Source organism: Corallibacter vietnamensis (genome assembly GCF_039537875.1).
In the GTDB taxonomy this organism is placed as follows: domain Bacteria; phylum Bacteroidota; class Bacteroidia; order Flavobacteriales; family Flavobacteriaceae; genus Corallibacter; species Corallibacter vietnamensis.
In genome coordinates this window covers 23,307-41,186 of sequence record NZ_BAABBI010000004.1, presented here as the reverse complement: position 1 = coordinate 41,186, position 17,880 = coordinate 23,307, and the positions used below count along the sequence as shown (strand labels likewise).

18 protein-coding genes are annotated in these 17,880 nt (G+C 32.3%); 8 read left to right on the top strand and 10 right to left on the bottom strand.

Features of this window, described 5'->3' with window-relative positions:
- Nucleotides 1-55: 55 nt before the first annotated feature.
- Nucleotides 56-1,063, bottom strand: a complete 1,008-nt coding sequence (locus ABD690_RS11725; RefSeq protein ID WP_344730770.1) for a glycosyltransferase family 2 protein — start codon at nucleotides 1,061-1,063, stop codon at nucleotides 56-58.
- 103 nt (nucleotides 1,064-1,166) lie between these two features.
- Between ABD690_RS11725 and ABD690_RS11720 the strand changes: the two genes are divergently transcribed.
- A complete protein-coding gene (locus ABD690_RS11720; RefSeq protein WP_344730769.1) occupies nucleotides 1,167-3,059 on the top strand; it encodes a M61 family metallopeptidase in 1,893 nt (630 codons plus the stop codon).
- A 52-nt stretch (nucleotides 3,060-3,111) separates the two neighbouring features.
- Here ABD690_RS11720 and ABD690_RS11715 read toward each other — a convergent pair whose 3' ends face one another.
- The 4 genes from ABD690_RS11715 to ABD690_RS11700 all read right to left on the bottom strand — a co-directional run bounded on the left by ABD690_RS11715 (nucleotide 3,112) and on the right by ABD690_RS11700 (nucleotide 6,592).
- Nucleotides 3,112-4,599, bottom strand: coding sequence for a S10 family peptidase (locus ABD690_RS11715; RefSeq protein ID WP_344730768.1), 1,488 nt, complete (start codon nucleotides 4,597-4,599; stop codon nucleotides 3,112-3,114).
- A gap of 92 nt (nucleotides 4,600-4,691) precedes the next feature.
- Nucleotides 4,692-4,988: a hypothetical protein gene (locus ABD690_RS11710; RefSeq protein WP_344730767.1), complete on the bottom strand. Its 297-nt coding sequence runs from the start codon at nucleotides 4,986-4,988 to the stop codon at nucleotides 4,692-4,694.
- A 121-nt stretch (nucleotides 4,989-5,109) separates the two neighbouring features.
- Nucleotides 5,110-5,877 (bottom strand): TIGR02757 family protein, encoded by a 768-nt coding sequence (locus ABD690_RS11705; RefSeq protein ID WP_344730835.1) that lies wholly within the window; start codon nucleotides 5,875-5,877, stop codon nucleotides 5,110-5,112.
- Between the two features lie 82 nt (nucleotides 5,878-5,959).
- The gene (locus ABD690_RS11700; RefSeq protein ID WP_344730766.1) at nucleotides 5,960-6,592 is read right to left on the bottom strand and encodes a hypothetical protein; all 633 of its coding nucleotides are present in this window, start codon (nucleotides 6,590-6,592) and stop codon (nucleotides 5,960-5,962) included.
- Between the two features lie 133 nt (nucleotides 6,593-6,725).
- Between ABD690_RS11700 and ABD690_RS11695 the strand changes: the two genes are divergently transcribed.
- Nucleotides 6,726-7,358: a MarC family NAAT transporter gene (locus ABD690_RS11695; protein ID WP_344730765.1), complete on the top strand. Its 633-nt coding sequence runs from the start codon at nucleotides 6,726-6,728 to the stop codon at nucleotides 7,356-7,358.
- On the opposite strand, the gene ABD690_RS11690 is transcribed toward ABD690_RS11695, so the two are convergent.
- On the bottom strand, nucleotides 7,333-8,559 hold the full coding sequence (locus tag ABD690_RS11690) for a multidrug effflux MFS transporter (RefSeq protein ID WP_344730764.1): 1,227 nt from the start codon (nucleotides 8,557-8,559) through the stop codon (nucleotides 7,333-7,335). The genes ABD690_RS11695 and ABD690_RS11690 overlap by 26 nt on opposite strands.
- 98 nt (nucleotides 8,560-8,657) lie before the next feature.
- Here ABD690_RS11690 and ABD690_RS11685 point away from each other — a divergent pair, with 98 nt between their 5' ends.
- The 6 genes from ABD690_RS11685 (at nucleotide 8,658) to ABD690_RS11660 (ending at nucleotide 13,539) form a co-directional block, all read left to right on the top strand.
- Nucleotides 8,658-9,758 carry a sensor histidine kinase gene (locus tag ABD690_RS11685; protein ID WP_344730763.1) on the top strand — a complete coding sequence of 367 codons (1,101 nt, stop codon included), beginning with the start codon at nucleotides 8,658-8,660 and terminating at the stop codon, nucleotides 9,756-9,758.
- Complete coding sequence (locus ABD690_RS11680) at nucleotides 9,755-11,068, top strand: sigma-54-dependent transcriptional regulator (protein ID WP_344730761.1); 1,314 nt, start codon at nucleotides 9,755-9,757, stop codon at nucleotides 11,066-11,068. Before ABD690_RS11685 ends, ABD690_RS11680 begins: the two co-directional genes overlap by 4 nt.
- A 185-nt stretch (nucleotides 11,069-11,253) precedes the next feature.
- A complete protein-coding gene (locus tag ABD690_RS11675; RefSeq protein ID WP_344730760.1) occupies nucleotides 11,254-11,433 on the top strand; it encodes a hypothetical protein in 180 nt (59 codons plus the stop codon).
- Nucleotides 11,434-11,445: 12 nt separating this feature from the next.
- Nucleotides 11,446-12,741, top strand: coding sequence for a Glu/Leu/Phe/Val family dehydrogenase (locus tag ABD690_RS11670; protein WP_344730759.1), 1,296 nt, complete (start codon nucleotides 11,446-11,448; stop codon nucleotides 12,739-12,741).
- A gap of 16 nt (nucleotides 12,742-12,757) precedes the next feature.
- The gene (locus ABD690_RS11665; RefSeq protein WP_344730758.1) at nucleotides 12,758-13,150 is read left to right on the top strand and encodes a GreA/GreB family elongation factor; all 393 of its coding nucleotides are present in this window, start codon (nucleotides 12,758-12,760) and stop codon (nucleotides 13,148-13,150) included.
- An 8-nt stretch (nucleotides 13,151-13,158) separates the two neighbouring features.
- Nucleotides 13,159-13,539, top strand: coding sequence for a hypothetical protein (locus tag ABD690_RS11660; protein WP_344730757.1), 381 nt, complete (start codon nucleotides 13,159-13,161; stop codon nucleotides 13,537-13,539).
- 94 nt (nucleotides 13,540-13,633) lie between these two features.
- On the opposite strand, the gene ABD690_RS11655 is transcribed toward ABD690_RS11660, so the two are convergent.
- From ABD690_RS11655 to ABD690_RS11640, 4 genes are all read right to left on the bottom strand, one after another.
- Nucleotides 13,634-15,175 carry an acyl-CoA carboxylase subunit beta gene (locus tag ABD690_RS11655; RefSeq protein ID WP_344730756.1) on the bottom strand — a complete coding sequence of 514 codons (1,542 nt, stop codon included), beginning with the start codon at nucleotides 15,173-15,175 and terminating at the stop codon, nucleotides 13,634-13,636.
- A gap of 6 nt (nucleotides 15,176-15,181) precedes the next feature.
- A complete protein-coding gene (accC, locus tag ABD690_RS11650) occupies nucleotides 15,182-16,621 on the bottom strand; it encodes an acetyl-CoA carboxylase biotin carboxylase subunit (protein ID WP_344730755.1) in 1,440 nt (479 codons plus the stop codon).
- A gap of 1 nt (nucleotide 16,622) precedes the next feature.
- Nucleotides 16,623-17,105, bottom strand: coding sequence for an acyl-CoA carboxylase biotin carboxyl carrier protein subunit (locus ABD690_RS11645; protein WP_344730754.1), 483 nt, complete (start codon nucleotides 17,103-17,105; stop codon nucleotides 16,623-16,625).
- Nucleotides 17,106-17,178: 73 nt separating this feature from the next.
- Entirely contained in the window at nucleotides 17,179-17,856 is a 678-nt protein-coding gene (locus tag ABD690_RS11640) for a PrsW family intramembrane metalloprotease (protein ID WP_344730753.1), read from the bottom strand.
- Nucleotides 17,857-17,880 lie beyond the last annotated feature (24 nt).

Genomic DNA, 17,880 nt, shown 5'->3' with positions numbered 1-17,880 from the left:
TACAAAAATAAGGTTTACAGTTGAAATGCAAACCTTTTAACAACAAATTAATGTATCAACAAAAGAAAAAATAATCTGTAACCGGATGCATATTTAGGTTACTAAAATATTCTTTTATTCTTTTTTGAGATTTTGTGTTAGCAACAGTAACAATGGTTTGAGGGTTTGATATGTTTTCTAATTCATTAAAAGCAAGTAGCGTTTGCCCATAAATAGCTTTACCAATTTTTTTAGGATTGTTACATATCCAGTAAAAGGGAACTTTTTTTTCTATCAAAAACTTTGCTATAGTTTTTCCTTTAAATCCAGCACCCCAAATAGTAAGCGGGCGTTTGCTATCATAATCTAACTCTAAAAAGTAATGCAGCTTTATTTCTAGAAAATAATTTTGAGCATAATGCTCATGCGTTCTAGAAGTTCTGTAGCTATAATCGCGCCAGTAATGCAGTATTTCATTACAAGGAATACACTTTAATCCTTTTTTGTAAAACCTAAATACCAAGTCGTAATCTTCAGGATAGTTGTTTGGGGTAAAAGCATCGCAGGCAATTAAGTCATCTTTATGAACCATCCAACAAGGAGAAGCGATCACACATTCTTTATAGATTTCAGAATAGTTTTTACCAGTAATAGTTAAATTGTTTAACCACGCTTCATAACGTACATAACCATCGCTAATTCCGTGTTTACTAAAATATTTAACCAATCCTGTTGCTACATAACCTTTGCCGTGATGTAGGAGATTTTTAAGTAAAACATCTAGTTTGTTTTGCGGCATAATATCATCACTATCCATTCGGGTTATAAAGTCTCCAGAACTTTTAGAAAAGGCATAGCGTAACGCTTCTATTATTCCATTACCTGAATTTTTAAAAAGTTTTATTCTCGAGTCAATATCAGCATATTTTTTTACAAGCTCATAACTGTTGTCTGTAGAATGGTCATCAATAATAATGAGCTCCCACTGGTTATGTGTTTGGTTAATAATAGATTGTATGCAATCGTCTAGAAAATCTTGCGTATTTTTAAAAGGTGTAAGTATACTTATTAAAGGTTCTGACATATTGCGAATATACTAATTACGCTTTTAACAAAACCTTAAGGAATTAAAATGTAACACATTGTACTTTTGAGCGTCAATTTAGAAATAACTTAAACAAAAAATAATGAAAAAAGCACTAGCCATTGTAGGCTTCTCAACGTTATTAGTTGCTTGTGGTACGTCCTCAAAAACAGGTAGCAATGATTTAGCAGTAAGCAATCCTATTGAGACATCAATAGATTTAACAAAAGTAGTTAATGATAAAGCTCCTGTGGTAATAAATCCAGGACGTTTTACAAGTGAAACAGTTACTTATAGGTTACCTAGAGTTGTTCAAGGAACATATTCTGTAAGTGATTTTGGTAAATATGTAGATGATTTTAAAGCCATTGATTATAATGGAAACGAGCTAAAAGCAACAAAAGCAGATACCAATACTTGGACAATAGCAAATGCAACTACTCTTGATTATATTACCTATAATGTTAATGATACTTTTGATCAAGAAGTTACAGGAGGTATTGGAGGCGATGTGCCATTTTCACCAGCAGGAACAAATATAGAAGCTGATAACTACGTGTTAAACCTTCATGGATTTATAGGATATTTTGATTCATTAAAAAACAGCCAATATAAATTAGACGTTACAGCACCAGCGGATTTTGTTCGTACATCTGCATTACAACATACGTCAGACAAAACAAGCGAAGATGGTAAAACAGTAACAACATCATATTTTGCACCACGTTATTTTGATATTACTGATAACCCAATGATGTACGGAAAACTTGATGTTGAAGAATTTCAAGTAGGTGATATAAAAATTGTATTAAGTGTTTATTCTCCAAACGGAATACATAGTGCAAAAACAATGCGTGCTGCTATGGAGAAAATGATGCAAGCACAAAAAACATATTTAGGAGACATAAATAGTACACCTCGATATGATATATATGTGTATTTATCAAAAGGAGATGAAACTGCTCCTAAAGGTTTTGGAGCATTAGAACACCACACATCTACAGTTGTAGTTATGCCAGAGTCTATGCCAGCTTCAGCTTTAGATGAAAGTATGGTAGACGTAGTTTCTCATGAGTTTTTTCATATAGTAACACCGTTAAGTGTTCATTCTGAAGATGTGCATTACTTTGATTATAATCAACCAACATTTTCAAAGCATTTATGGATGTATGAAGGTGTAACCGAGTATTTTGCAACGTTGTTTCAAGTAGATCAAGGATTGGTAAGCGAAGACGATTTTTATGCTAAAATCAACGACAAAATAAAAACAGCTTCAGGAATGAATGATGCTATGAGTTTCACAATAATGAGTGAGAACATTCTGGAAGAGCCTTATGCTAGTCAATACTATAATGTGTATCAAAAAGGAGCATTAATAGGTATGTGTATTGATATTTTAATGCGTGAAGAGAGTAATGGTAATCGTGGTATTTTATCTTTAATGAAAGAATTATCAACAAAATATGGTAAAAATAAACCTTTTGATGATGACAGTATTATTGAAGAAATAACAGCAATGACATATCCTTCTATAGGTGAGTTTTTACAAACACATGTTGTAGGTGATGTGCCAATTGACTATAATACGTTTTTTGAAAAAGTTGGTTTACAATTTGGAGAAAGTAGAGTGAAGACTAACTACATCCAAAATGCAGGAGCACTTATAGTAGGAGCCAACCAAACTGATGGAAGCATATATTTTAGTAATGCTGTAAAGAATAATAGTTTTTGGAATGAGCAAGGAGTTCAACCAAATGATATTATCAAATCAGTAGATGGAGTAGAAGTTAATCTACTTAATGCTAATACGGTTTTCCAAAAAGTATTTATGTGGCAACCAGGAACAGACATAGATGTTGTTTTAACTAGAGATGGGAAAGATGTTGAAATTAAAACAACGTTGACACAATCTTATACAACAGGAACAACACTAATGGCAAATCCAGAAGCTACAGAAGCACAAAAAACATTAAGAGAAGCTTGGTTAAAAGGTTAATCTTTTAATTTATTAATAACAAAAAAGCCCGCTTTTTAGCGGGCTTTTTTGTTTAATATTTTGCAGACTTTCCATTAGAGAGCGAATTATTTATAAAAACTCTAATGTCTTCATTAGCCGTTTTAAGGTCTTCGTTGCGCAGATACATCATGTGTCCACTTCGGTAACCTTTAAATGTAAAACGATCTTTCATTTTTCCACTAGGATCAATTTGCCACATGGTGTATTTAGCATTAAAATACGTTGTAGCACCATCATAATAACCAGATTGAATCAATACTTTAAGATATGGATTTTGAGCCATAGCTTCGCGTAATTGCTCACGAACATTATCATGATCGTTATCCCAAGGATGAACTGGGCCAAACATATTATAAGGCATATCTGTTTTAAAGTTTAAATGCTCTCTTAAATAGTAGTTTATTGCAGGAGTAAATGAGTGCAACCATGATGTTAGTTCGGCATTATAATCTGGGCGAGTACCAGCTTCCATTTTATCAAAACCTAAATATCTAGAGTCTAATCTGCCAATAGTTTGCCCTGTTTTTTCACGAAGTAAATCTTTCCAGAAAAAGTTTGTTGGAACACTTAAATTATGCTGTAGAATAGCTTTTTTACTTATTCCTGAATAATATGCCATTTTATCTGCAACGTTATTACGTTCAGACTCACTAATAAAACCACCTTTTGTCAAGGCAGGAATAAGTGTGTTTACAGTATATTTTTCAGATTCGGGTAGTATTTCAAGCAAATCTTTTTGTTGTAGTTCAGCTGGTAGCATATTGTGATACCAAGCTGTGGCTGTGTAATATGGTAAATTTAAAGCTGTTGCTACAGGACCACCAACACGTAATACTTTATAATCGGCAGGAGACACCATGATAACACCATTTAAATACATCCATTGGCTGTTTTGTAGTCTGTGAGCTAATCCCATTACACGAGTTCCGCCATAGCTTTCTCCTATAATATATTTTGGCGATTTCCAACGGTTGTTTCTTGAAACAAATGTATTCATCCATTTTGAGAGGTAAGCAATATCTGCATTAATACCAAAAAAAGTGGCTTTATCTGGCATTTTTCCATCTTTGTCAGCAACCATTCTAGAGTAGCCAGTATTTACAGGATTAATAAATACTATATCAGCAACATCTAATATTGAGTGAGGATTATCTTTTATTCCATATGGTTGTACAGGATAACCTTCTTCATCTATATTTAAAATTTTAGGACCAGTATAGGCTATATGCATCCATACAGAAGCAGAACCAGGACCACCGTTGAAAGAAAAAATAAGAGGTCTGCTCTCGTTATTTTGAGCATTTGTACGTTTGTAGTATGTGTAAAATAAGGACGCTATAACATCACCATTGTCATTCCATACAGGTTGTGTACCTGTTTGAGCTTCGTAAGTGATTGTTTGTCCTTTAATAACAACTTGATTTTTTGTTGTTATTAAAGTATCAATAGGAACTTTAATTGATTGAGAAAATGAAGTAAACGAGTATATTAAAAGAATACTAAAGATAAATTGTTTCATTATATTTAATTTTTATTTATAAATATACGTAACTAATCTATCTAATTAAAGTTTATAAATTGTAGTATTTTTTTAAACGAAAAAAAAGCTATTTAAACAGCTTGAGCATCAATAACTTCTACGTACTCTTCAAATTTCTTGATAGATTCAAAAAACTCTAATTTATTAACACCATTTCTTAACTCTAATTGAAAATAAGCTGTACTATTTATAAAGTTGTAAGAACAATTTACAGGAATTAATGAGGTTTCTAAACCAATAAAATTAAGTATGGTATTAATAGTATTTTCTACGTCTTTTTTGTTTTCTACGGTAATGTTGCTAAAGCCTAGTCTTTCGGTGTATATGTTTTTTAGTAGGCTTTTTCTTAATTTAAATGAATGTTTCATAAGTTAGGTTAATTAGGTTATACAAATATAATAAACGACAGATACTGTTCAAAATAAAATAGTAAAACTCTAATTTTTTTATGAAATTATTAAATAAACATGTTGTTTAGTAAGATATTTTTTAAAAGTTTTCGAAAACACCTAATCCAAAAAGAGCAAAATCGTATTTTACAGGATCGTTTGGGTCTAATATGCGTAAGTTAGTGTCTAACTCAAGCAAAGCTTTTGCATCGTTTTGTTTTCTTGTTAATAACCCTAGTTTTCTTGCAACATTACCGGAATGAACATCTAGCGGACATGACAATTGTGATGGTTTTATTTGTTGCCAAATGCCAAAGTCTACGCCAGCAGAATCTTTTCTGCATAACCATCTTAACCACATATTTATGCGTTTTGCGGCCGAGCCTTTTAATGGGTTTGAAATGTGTTTTTGAGTTCTTAAAGGATGCTCTAATTCGAAAAAGATATCTTTAAACTCTGAAATTGTATTTTGTAGTGTATTATCTTTTGTGATAAAAATAGCTTCTAGTCCGTTATGGTTTGTATATATGTTTTTTAGTGATTTTATAAAGTATTTAAAATCTATATCATTAAAAGTTCTATGAACAAATCCGGTTAGATTGTCTAAATCTTTCTCTTGATGATTCATGATAAAATCATATGGCGCATTGCCCATTAATTCCATCATTCTTTGGCCGTTTTTTATAATCATTTTTCTATTTCCCCATGCAATAGTTGCAACCAAAAAGCTAGAAACTTCTATATCTTCTTTTATGCTAAATTGATGAGGTATTTGAATAGGATCTGACTCAATAAATTTGGGGTTATTATATTCAATAACTTTTGTGTCTAGAAAATCTTTAATTTCTAGTATGCTCTTTGTTTTAATCACTTGTAGGCTTTTGTTTTCGAATTCAAAATTAAGAACTAATTATTAGAAATTACAAGCTTGTAGAATAACATTGTTATCACTAAAAATACTTTGGATATCTGTAAATAGTAATAACACTGTCTGTTTGTGTATAAGTTTGTACTTCTTCAAGGCAGGTTCCAGATGTGTCTTTTTTAAGACAATTTATTTTTATTGCTTCAATGGTGTCATTTGCTTTGTTTACAATAGTAATTTTTGATACATCATTGTTTTTGTAAGTATAATGCTTTGTATAAAAGTTGGTGAAATTATCTTCAATTTTATTAATACGTCCATTTTTGTGGTAATAATAAATAGCTTCATTTTTTTTATACTGTTTTTGTGTATAGCAGCTTATACGTTCTCTGTTTTTAGGTTTCCAGCGAGTTTTGCAGTAGTAAGGGTCTTTGTCAGGATAAGATTGTTTTGTAAACCATAATTTTTTTTCGGTTGTTACAAGTGTATCATTATTATTGTCAAGACTGATAGATGATTTTACACGGCCGTTTTTTGTGAAATGCAAAATGTCGTGTCTTAATAACAATTGTGAGTCTTTTTCTGAAACATATGTTTTTTTATCTAGAGCTTGTATTTCTGATACAAGTTGATGCTTATCTGTATAGCTTACAGAAGCACAAGAAAATAACAGGATAACAAACCCTAAAAAAAGAATGGTTTTACATTTTGAGTACATATTTTAAAGATACACATTTTAGGATGTTTTAGCAAGTAAGTTTATGAGTGTAAACTTCACAGTGTTTTAATTATTACTTAAGTATTTCGTAACACTTAATACATGAAAATGTAGTGAATTTGCAAAAAAAACTATGGAGTTATTTTTAACGAGTTTCGGGGCTTTATTCTCTATCATGAACCCATTAGGAACAGTACCTGTTTTTGTTGGTTTAACTCAAGAAAACAGTAAAAAAGAGCGTGCTATTACAGCATTTTGGACAGCAATAAATGTTTTTATTATATTGCTTTTGTCATTATTCGCTGGGAAATATATTTTATCCTTTTTTGGAATAAGTTTAAATGCGCTTAAAATTGCAGGCGGTATGATTATAGCGTCTTCAGGATTTGCTTTACTTACAGGTAAGTTTAGGGAGCACAAAGGGATGAAACGTGAGCGTGTACAACAAGACATTGAAAATAGAGACGCAATATCATTAACACCATTAGCAATTCCAATGCTAGCAGGACCAGGAACTATTTCATTATTAATAGCGTATAATCAAGAGTACCAATCAACAGACCAAATAATGATAATTTTAGGAGCTATGCTACTGGTAACAATAGCAATATATGTGATTTTAAAAAGCTCGCATTATATTGTTAAAATACTAGGAGCTTCTGGTATAAACGCCTTATCTCGTATTATAGGTTTTGTTGTTATTGCAATAGGGGTAGAATATATTATTTCTTCAGTTACAGCTATTGTTCTATCACTTGGGTTTTAGTCTTTCTGTTTAAAAAAGCAAAAAAGATAATTGAAATAAAACCACAAACTGAAAACCCAATAAACAAAGGTAATACGCTATTGGTTACAAAACTACCAATATAGTTAGCAATAGGAACAGCCATTATTGTTGAAATAAAACCATTGATTGCAGCGCCAATTCCAGCAATATGACCAATTGGTTCCATCGCTAGAGATCGTAAGTTTCCAAATAAAAATCCGATAGAAGTAAACTGTAAACCAAAAAAGATAACCAGTACAGATAAATCAGGATTTTCTCCTGATGAAAAAAGGATCACATATAAAATAGAAACTGCGCTGTAAGCTATTGCTGCGGTATAAGCAATACGTTTCATACCAAAACGAAGCACCAAAGTACTATTTATAAATGTTGAAAAACCTATAGCTATAGCCAAACTAGCAAATATGTAAGGAAACAAATCAGCTAAATGATATTGATGTTCAAATATTTGTTGTGAAGTGCTTAAATACACCATAAAAGAACCGGTTATAAGGCCAGATACAAATGTATAAACCACAGCCGTTTTATGTCTGAAAAATTCCTGTGTACCTTTTACAATCCTATTTATTGATAAACTTCTTTTGTGTTCTTGACGTAATGTTTCAGGTTGTTTTTTCCAAAACCATAGCATGACAAAAATGCCAAAAATTAGGTTTACATAAAAAATAGAATGCCAATCATAGAACGTAATAAGAAATTGTCCTAACGTAGGAGCTATTACAGGCACAAGAATAAAAACCATTACAACAAACGACATCACTTTTGCCATATAATCACCACTGTAAGTGTCTCTTACCATAGCTATACTTATAGTTCTAGGAGCAGAAAGCCCAATACCTTGTAAAATTCTACCTAATATCATCATTTCAAAACTTGATGTTGTAACACAAATAATACTTGCAATTACAAAAAGAACAAAACCAGTATAAATAATTGGTTTTCTTCCAAAAGCATCAGACAATGGACCAAAAATTAATTGTCCAATACCAAGGCCTAAAAAAATCATAGTTATCAAAAGCTGATTTCTAGAAACATCAATAACTCCTAAATCGGTTCCTATATCAGGTAAGGCAGGTAGAAGGGCATCAATAGATAAAGCAACAATAGCCATTAAAGATGCCATTAATGCTATAAATTCTATGTTTACTTTATCTTTTTGAGAGGTTGTTGGTTTTTGCATTATACAAAGTTACTGCGTTCGTTTGTAAAGTAAATAAAAGATTGTATTAAAGCTATCTTAAAAAATGTTTGTAATTTTAATTTTAAATAAAGCATGCTATGGTTAATATAAATTCAACGGAAAAGAAATTAAAAGAACGAATAAAAGAGCTGACTTGTTTGTATGAAGTGAGTTCTTATATATCTAATAGTAGCTTAAATAACTTAAAACCTACACTTTTAGCTATAGCAAGTAGTCTTAAAAAGGCTATCCAATATTCTAATGATGCTTATGTATCTATTAGTGTTGAAAATATGAAGGTTACTGCCGGTAATGTACAAGAAAATACAGTTTATATTATTAGTGCCATAAAAGGTTTTAATGAACTCATAGGAAGTATAAAAGTTGGTTATTTAAAAAAGGATTATACAAGCAATAGTTTTTTAAAAGAAGAAGAATTGTTATTAAGTAAGATAGCACTTGAAATAGGAGGTCTTTTTGAGCGAAAAAAAATATTAGAGAATGAAGCATTATCAAAAAGACAAGTAGAGCGTGCGGATAGACTTACAATTTTAGGAGAGATTACTGCTGGTATTGCTCACGAATTAAATACACCTTTAGCAAACATTTTAGGGTATTCTGAATTACTTAAAGAACAATTTAAAGATAACCCAAACATAACAAGTGATTTAAATAAAATTATAAACAGTGCTGTGTTTTCTAGTGAGGTTGTAAAAAAATTAATGTTTTTTTCTTGTGATATGCCTCAACAAATGGAATTAAGTAATATAACACCTATAATATCAAATGCAATTAGTTTACTAAAACCAAACTTTTTAAAGAAAAGCATACAGTATCATTTAAGCATTTCTAAAGAATCTATTCTATTAAGAGTAGACAGTATACAACTCACTCAAGTGATTTTTAATTTAGTGATTAATGCTATTTATTTTTCTCCAGAAAAAGGACAAATTTGGATACAAGTCAAAGACGAAAAAAATAAAATAGTTATTAAAATTAAAGACCAAGGTTCAGGAATTAAAAAAAGTGATGCAGATGCTATATTTACGCCTTTTTATACAACAAAACCATTAGGAGAAGGCTCTGGTTTAGGTTTAAGTGTTGTACACGGTATTGTAAAAAGTCATAAAGGAACTATAAATCATAAAGCAAATTCTCCAAAAGGTACTATTTTTACAATCCATTTTCCAAAACCATGAGCCTTTACAACGAAAATATTTTAATAGTTGATGATGATATTCATATTTTAGAATTAATGCAACGCCATTTACAAGCGCTTAATTATCATGTTTATAAAGCCATATCTGTAAAAGAGGCATTGATCATTCTAAAAGATAATACCATAGATTTGTTAATTACAGATTTAAAAATGCCTGGAGTAGATGGTCATGAGCTTGTAAAATATGCAACAGAGCATTTTCCTAATATCCCTAAACTTGTAGTCACAGGATACCCTTCTGTTGATGGTGTTTTAGAGGTCATGAAAACAGGAGCTGTAGACTATTTAACAAAACCCTTTACAAAAGAAGCATTAAAATCGGCTGTTTTAAAAGCCTTATCTCAAAAGAAAAAAGTGTCTTTACCAGATAAAACAGATTCTTATGGTGATATTGTTGGTAAGTCTATAGCAATCAAAAAGGTTATAGAAATAATTGACCGTGTAAAAAACAATAAGGCAACCGTTTTTATTTCAGGAGAAAGCGGAACTGGAAAAGAGCTGGTTGCGCGAGCCATACATTATATGGGCAAGTATAAGACAGCGCCTTTTATTGCTGTTAATTGTGGAGCAATACCAGAAAACTTATTAGAGTCAGAATTATTTGGTTATACAAAAGGCGCATTTACAGGGGCAAATGATAGTAGAACAGGCTTTTTTCAAGCAGCTAACAAAGGAACCATATTTCTTGATGAAATAGGAAATGCCTCTATGGCTACACAATTACGTCTTTTAAGAGTGTTACAAGAAAAAGAAATAACACGTGTAGGTTCTCAAAAAGCTGAATCAATAGATGTGCGTATAATTGCCGCAACAAACATAAATCTTAAAGATTTAATAGCTAAAAAACGCTTTCGAGAAGATTTATACTATAGGCTAACTGTTGTAGAGTTACCTGTACCACCTTTAAGACAAAGATCTGAAGATATAAAACTATTAGTAGATAAATTTATATTCAAATATGGTATTGAATACAAAGATAGAGTATTACCCATTACTCCTGAAGCATTAGAGGTTTTACAGCGATATAACTGGCCAGGAAACATTAGAGAATTAGAAAATATTATTCAAAGAGCAGTTATCATGTGCGATAAACAAATCTCAATACAAGATTTACCTGATCACTTAAAATACAATATAACTTTTTCTTCAGAAACAGAATCACTACTTCCTTTAAAAGTTGTTGAAAAAAATCATATTTTAAAAGTTCTAAAAGCTACTAATAATAATAAATCTCAAGCAGCAAAAATACTTGAGATAGATCGAAAAACTTTAAGTCAAAAAATTAAGTGATTTTTTTAATATTGATGTGTAATTTTTACACCGTTGAGTAATTTTTACCCAGTTCTATTCCCTCTCATAAAAACAAGGTATTTATTTAAGTCGTTGTTTGTTAGTGTTTTATTTTGTTTTTTTAAAGCAGTCTCATATTTCTGGCATACACCTTGCAAAAGTATGATTCAAAAAAATATTAATTTATGAATCATACCAAAAGCTTATGTTATGACTGTAAGCATACAATAGACTGTAGCTTAACGTCAGACAAAACACTTATCTGGTCTTGTAGTGAATACGAAGTAGCTACAACCACTACTAGTAACAATAAACCTAAATTAAGTACAGCACAAAAAAAACGTGTTTTAGAAACGTATATGTAATTTATAAGTAAAATGGCAATAGCAGAAACAGTAAACAATAAAAAACAACCAAAACAAGGTATGCTGGAAAATGTAATGAAGCAATTTGATGCAGCAGCTAGTTTGGTAAATTTAAACCCTAATATAAAGAAGATATTAGCAGTTACAAATAATGAATTAATTATTCATTTCCCAGTTCGTATGGACAATGGAGATGTTGAAATTTTTAAAGGGTATCGTGTTCAACACAATAATGCATTAGGACCTTACAAGGGTGGTTTGCGTTATCATCCTACAATAGATATTGATGCTGTAAAAGCATTAGCCATGTGGATGACATGGAAAACCTCTTTAGCAGGTTTACCTTATGGTGGTGCCAAAGGCGGCATTCAGTTAGACCCGAGTAAATATTCAAATGCAGAATTAGAGCGTATTACAAGACGATTTGCTTATGCACTAGGTGAAAATATTGGTCCAGAGCATGATATTCCAGCGCCAGATGTGAATACTAATGCCCAAACTATGGCCTGGATAGCCGATACATACATGTCTACTAAAGCACCGTCTGAACGATCTAAAAATCAGCATGTTGTTACAGGTAAACCAATTGGATCTGGTGGGTTAGAAGGAAGAGACAGAGCTACAGGCTTTGGTGTATTTCTAACAATAAAATATTGGGCAGCACATAAAAATGTGAGCCTAAAAGACAAAACTTTTATAGTACAAGGATTTGGTAATGTAGGATATTGGGCAGCACACTTTCTAGAAAAGGAAGGCGCTAAAATGGTAGGTGTTCAAGATGCATTTGGAAGCATAACAAATGCTGAAGGAATAAGTGTTGAGAATTTATTCATTCACACAAAAAATAACCAAGGCCGTATAGAAGGGTTCCCAAACACATCAACTATAGATAAAGAGGCGTTTTTTGGTATTAATTGCGATATTTTTATTCCAGCAGCTTTAGGAAATCAAATAACCAAATATAACGCAAATGATATTAAAGCTTTTTTAATAGCAGAAGGCGCAAATGGACCAACGACTGTAGAAGCAGAGGAAATGTTACTTAATAAAGGTGTTGATATTATACCAGATATTTTATGCAACTCTGGCGGTGTTATTGGTAGTTATTTTGAATGGCTACAAAATAGAAATGGCGAATTATGGGAACTTGATGAAATCTTAATCAAACTTGATAAAAAATTAAAAGAAGTCTTTAGAAAAGTTTTAGAAACTTCAGAAAGTAAAGTTTTAGACTTACGTTCAGCGGCTTATGTTATAGCGATTGAACGTATTGAAAAAGCTTATATACAACGCGGAATTTTTCCATAATTAAAACTTATGAAATATGAAATATGGAAGTATAATTTTAGAAAAAAAAGATTATGTTGATTTAAAGCGACTATTAAATTTATCTGAAGGATATAAAGAAAACACAAGGAAATATTCTATAGATAGATTAAAAGAAGAACTAAATCAAGCTATTATAGCTGAAGATAAAGATGTGCCTGTAGATGTTATAAGGTTTAACTCTTTGGTTACAGTAGCTACAAATGATGGTTGGGAAAATTCATTTGAATTAGTGCTTCCAGAAGAAAGTGATTTAAAAACTAATAAAATTTCAATATTAACTCCAATGGGATTAGCTGTCATAGGATATGCTGAAAGTGATATTATAGATTGGGAGTTTCCTGGAGGTAAAAAGTCACTACATATCAAACGTGTTAAACAAAAAAACTAATTAAAGAAATGACAAATCAAGATACTTTATTTGATCATGATACAGATGAAGAATTAATTTTGAAACGCAGTATTAAAGAATTAGAACTGTGGATTTCAGAAGTAAACTACTTAATTGAAGAATGTGATAAATTTGCAAAGCTAGCATCTAACTCCTTTAAAAAAAGAGAATTAAGAGATCGTTTTTTAGAAATGATAGATGTTAATTACGCATTTAGAAATCAGTTAGATGCCTATAAAAATGAAATTCCAAAGTACAAAGAGTGTAATGATTTAGCTTGTGATTTATTCTACATAAATAAACATGAAAGTATTCGAAATCATTATCACAATAACTTATTAACTTATCGAAATCTTAAACTGCTTTTTTTCAATGATGTATTACAATAATTTCATGTTGTGTTTTATATAATTTCTTAATGAGCTATTAAAAAAGCCAAAACAAGATGTTTTGGCTTTTTTATTTAAATAATAATAATATATCTTACAACGGAATATTACCATGTTTACGTTTTGGCGTGTCTACATGTTTGTCCTCAAGCATTGCAAAGGCTTTTATCAATTTACGTCGTGTATCTTTTGGTAAAATCACTTCGTCAATAAAACCACGTTCTGTAGCACTGTAAGGATTAGCAAATTTTTCAGCATATTCGGCTTCTTTTTCTTTCCATTTTGCTTCAGGGTCATCAGCGTCTTTTATCTCTTTTCTAAAAATAATTTCCGCAGCACCTTTGGCACCCATTACAGCAATTTCAGCACTAGGCCATGCAAAGTTCATATCAGAACCAATGTGTTTAGAGTTCATTACGTCATAAGCACCACCATAAGCTTTTCGGGTGATAACTGTTATCCTTGGTACAGTGGCTTCACTAAAGGCGTATAATAATTTAGCACCATGAACAATAATACCATTCCATTCTTGGTCAGTTCCTGGTAAGAATCCAGGAACATCTTCAAGTGTTAACAGTGGAATATTGAAAGCGTCACAAAAACGTACAAATCGCGCTGCCTTTTTAGAACTGTTTACATCTAATACACCTGCTAAAAACATAGGTTGGTTGGCAACAATACCAATAGATTTTCCTCCTAACCTCGCAAAACCAACAATAATGTTTTCGGCATGGTCTTTATGAATCTCGTAAAATGAATCTTCGTCAATAATACCAGAAATTACCTCGTGCATATCATAAGGCTTGTTGGCATTATCAGGAACAATGTCAGATAATTGTTCTCTCAATTCATTACCTAATTCAAACGGTAAGGCTTTTGGCTTTTCTTGGTTGTTTTGAGGTAAGTAACTCAATAGTTTCTTGACGTCTTCCAAACATTCCACATCATTTGTTGACGTTTTATGAGCCACACCAGATTTTGACGCGTGTGTAGATGCACCACCAAGTTCTTCAGAAGTTACAGTTTCATTCGTCACAGTTTTAACCACATTTGGTCCAGTTACAAACATATAACTGGTGTTTTCAACCATAAGGGTGAAATCGGTCATGGCAGGAGAATATACAGCACCACCAGCACAAGGTCCCATAATGGCAGATAACTGCGGTATAACACCTGATGCTTGTACGTTTCTGTAAAAAATATCGGCATAACCACCAAGCGAGCGCACACCTTCTTGAATACGTGCACCACCAGAATCATTCAATCCAATTAATGGTGCGCCAACTTTTACAGCAAGATCCATAATTTTACAAATCTTTTCGGCGTGAGTTTCAGAAAGCGAACCACCAAATACGGTGAAGTCTTGTGCAAAGATGTACACCAAGCGACCATCAATAGTACCATAACCAGTTACAACGCCATCGCCATAAAACTGTTGTTTGTCCATACCAAAGTCCTTGGTACGATGCGTCACTAAAGCACCAATTTCTTCAAACGAGCCTTCATCTAATACATATTGTACACGTTCGCGAGCCGTTAGTTTCTTGTTGGCATGTTGTTTTTCTATACGTTTTTCGCCACCACCTAAATAGGCTTGGGCTAATTTTTCGTTTAAGTCTTTTATTTTGTCTTGCATAATTGTCTAGTTTGGTGCTCGTAATACGTTTTGGTCTTCCAGATACTGTTTTACAGCAATAAGCGCAGCAATGTTTGCTTCAGTTTCTTGTTTGGCTTTAATGGCTTCTGGTGAGTAATGTTTTTTAACAAAATGAGTATCAAAATCACCTGAACGGAAAGCATCATGTTCACAAACAAACGTTCCGAATGGTAATGTGGTTTGAATACCTTCAATTTGATAGTTTTCTATAGCTTTTATCATAAGTTGAATAGCCTCATCACGCGTCGTTCCGTAAGTGATTAATTTGGAAAGCATAGGATCATAATAAATAGGAATATCCATACCTTGCTCAAAACCGTTATCTACACGAATGTTTTCACCAATTGGCAATTGATACACATCTAAATGACCAACACTAGGTAAGAAATCATTTAGCGGATCTTCGGCATAAACACGTAGCTCCAAAGCATGACCATGAATGCTTAAATCGGCTTGTTTAATGGCTAAAACTTCTCCACGGGCCACACGAATTTGTTGTTCAACCAAATCGGTTTTTGTGATTAATTCGGTAACAGGATGTTCTACTTGCAAGCGCGTATTCATTTCCAAGAAGTAAAAGTTGTGGTTTTCATCTAACAAAAACTCAACGGTTCCAGCACCAATATAATCGCAGGCTTTTGCCACTTTTACAGCAGCTTCACCCATTTTAGCACGTAACTCTGGAGTTAATACAGACGAAGGCGCTTCTTCAACCACTTTTTGATGACGACGTTGAATACTACATTCACGCTCAAATAAATGAATGACGTTACCATGTGTATCTGCCATCACCTGAATTTCAATATGACGCGGCGATGCTACATATTTCTCAATAAATACCGAACCATCACCAAAGGCGTTAACGGCTTCACTAATGGCACGATCCATTTGTGATTCAAAATCGGCTTCTTTTTCAACAATACGCATGCCTTTTCCGCCGCCACCAGCAGAAGCTTTTATTAAGATAGGAAACCCAATGCCTGTAGCAATATTTTTGGCTTCAGCAATATCTGTAATAGCTTCGTCAGTTCCTGGAACCATAGGAATATCATAAGCTTTAACAGCATCTTTGGCTGCTAGCTTGCTTCCCATAATTTTTATGGCTTTGCTTTTTGGACCTATAAAGATGATGTTGTTGGCTTCGCATAATTCGGCAAAGTCAGCATTTTCAGAAAGAAAACCATAACCAGGATGAATGGCATCTACGTTAAGGTCTTTAGCAACTTGTATAATTTTATCACCTAATAAGTACGATTGATTAGAAGGTGCTTCACCAATTAAAACAGCTTCATCAGCATATTTTACATGTGGTGCATGTCTATCTATAGTGGAATAAACGGCAACCGTTTTTATACCCATTTTTTTGGCAGTTCGCATCACACGAATGGCAATTTCGCCTCGGTTTGCTACTAAAATCTTCTTCATATTATTCAAATTCTATTAATAGTTGGTTTTTATCAACAGCATCGCCTTTTGCTACGGAAATGGTTTTTATAACACCATCACGTGGAGATGTTAATACGTTTTCCATCTTCATAGCTTCAAGGATAAGCAATGTGTCATTTTCTTTAACTTCCTGACCTTGTGATACGCTAATATCTAGGATAAGCCCTGGCATTGGCGCTTTTATATCGTTTACATGTTTTGAAGCACCTACTTCAAATCCCATGTCTTTAATAAGTTGATATAAATAATCAGCAATTGCAACATTATATACTGTGTTGTTTACTTTCACAGCATAGGTTTTGTTATTGAAATCTTTTTCTATGATTTCAGCATTAAAAGACTGATTGTTTTTTAGAATGTGAAATGTATTTGCTTTTGTAGGAACGACATCAAGGTTTTGGATGTTTTCGTTTGAAATTTCAAAATGATCTGTATTGTTTACAGATGCTTTAAATGTTTTCATGAAATGATGTTTTAGAGTGGTAAAGATACATAAACTAAAACGTTTTCTTAATACCGTAAAATGTGAATATAGTTTATTTAAAATGCGAATTGTTTTGATGGCGCTTTATAGCCTTTCTAGCCAAAATTAATCCAATAGCAAGAGACACAAATGCGCCAACCCAAATGCCAGGAATGAAGTCTATAAACAAAAAGAAATCATAAGCACCATGAAATAATATAGCGAGTAAAAGCCCTATTAGATTAAGCTTTATTCTGTTATTTGAGAATTTAGCTTTCCCCATGAAATATCCCATTAAAATAGCAAATGTAGCATGAGCAGGAACAGCTGTAAAAGCTCTTAAAAAAGCAACTTGGTATCCACCTTGTCCGGCTTGCAATACATACATAATATTTTCTGTAGCTGCAAAACCCATGGATACCATAACGGCGTAAACAATACCATCAAAAGGTTCGTTAAAATCTTTTTTTGGTTGGGCAAAAAACCTGACAATGATGTATTTACTAAACTCTTCAGTAAAGCCAACCACAAAGAAGGCTTTTATAAATTGCTGTAAAACACTGGCGCTATCTAGTGGCAATATCATATCAAATATTACATACATAATAGTAGTAATAAAAATGCTTATAAAAGCACCGAATAAAAAACAATAAAAGAGTAGAAGTTTAGGTTCTTTCTCGTATTTGTCTTTTACATTAATGTAGATGATAATTATAAAAACAGGTGCTATTGCTGATAAGAGAAGGTTCATTGTGTTTTTTGCTGTAAATGTTTA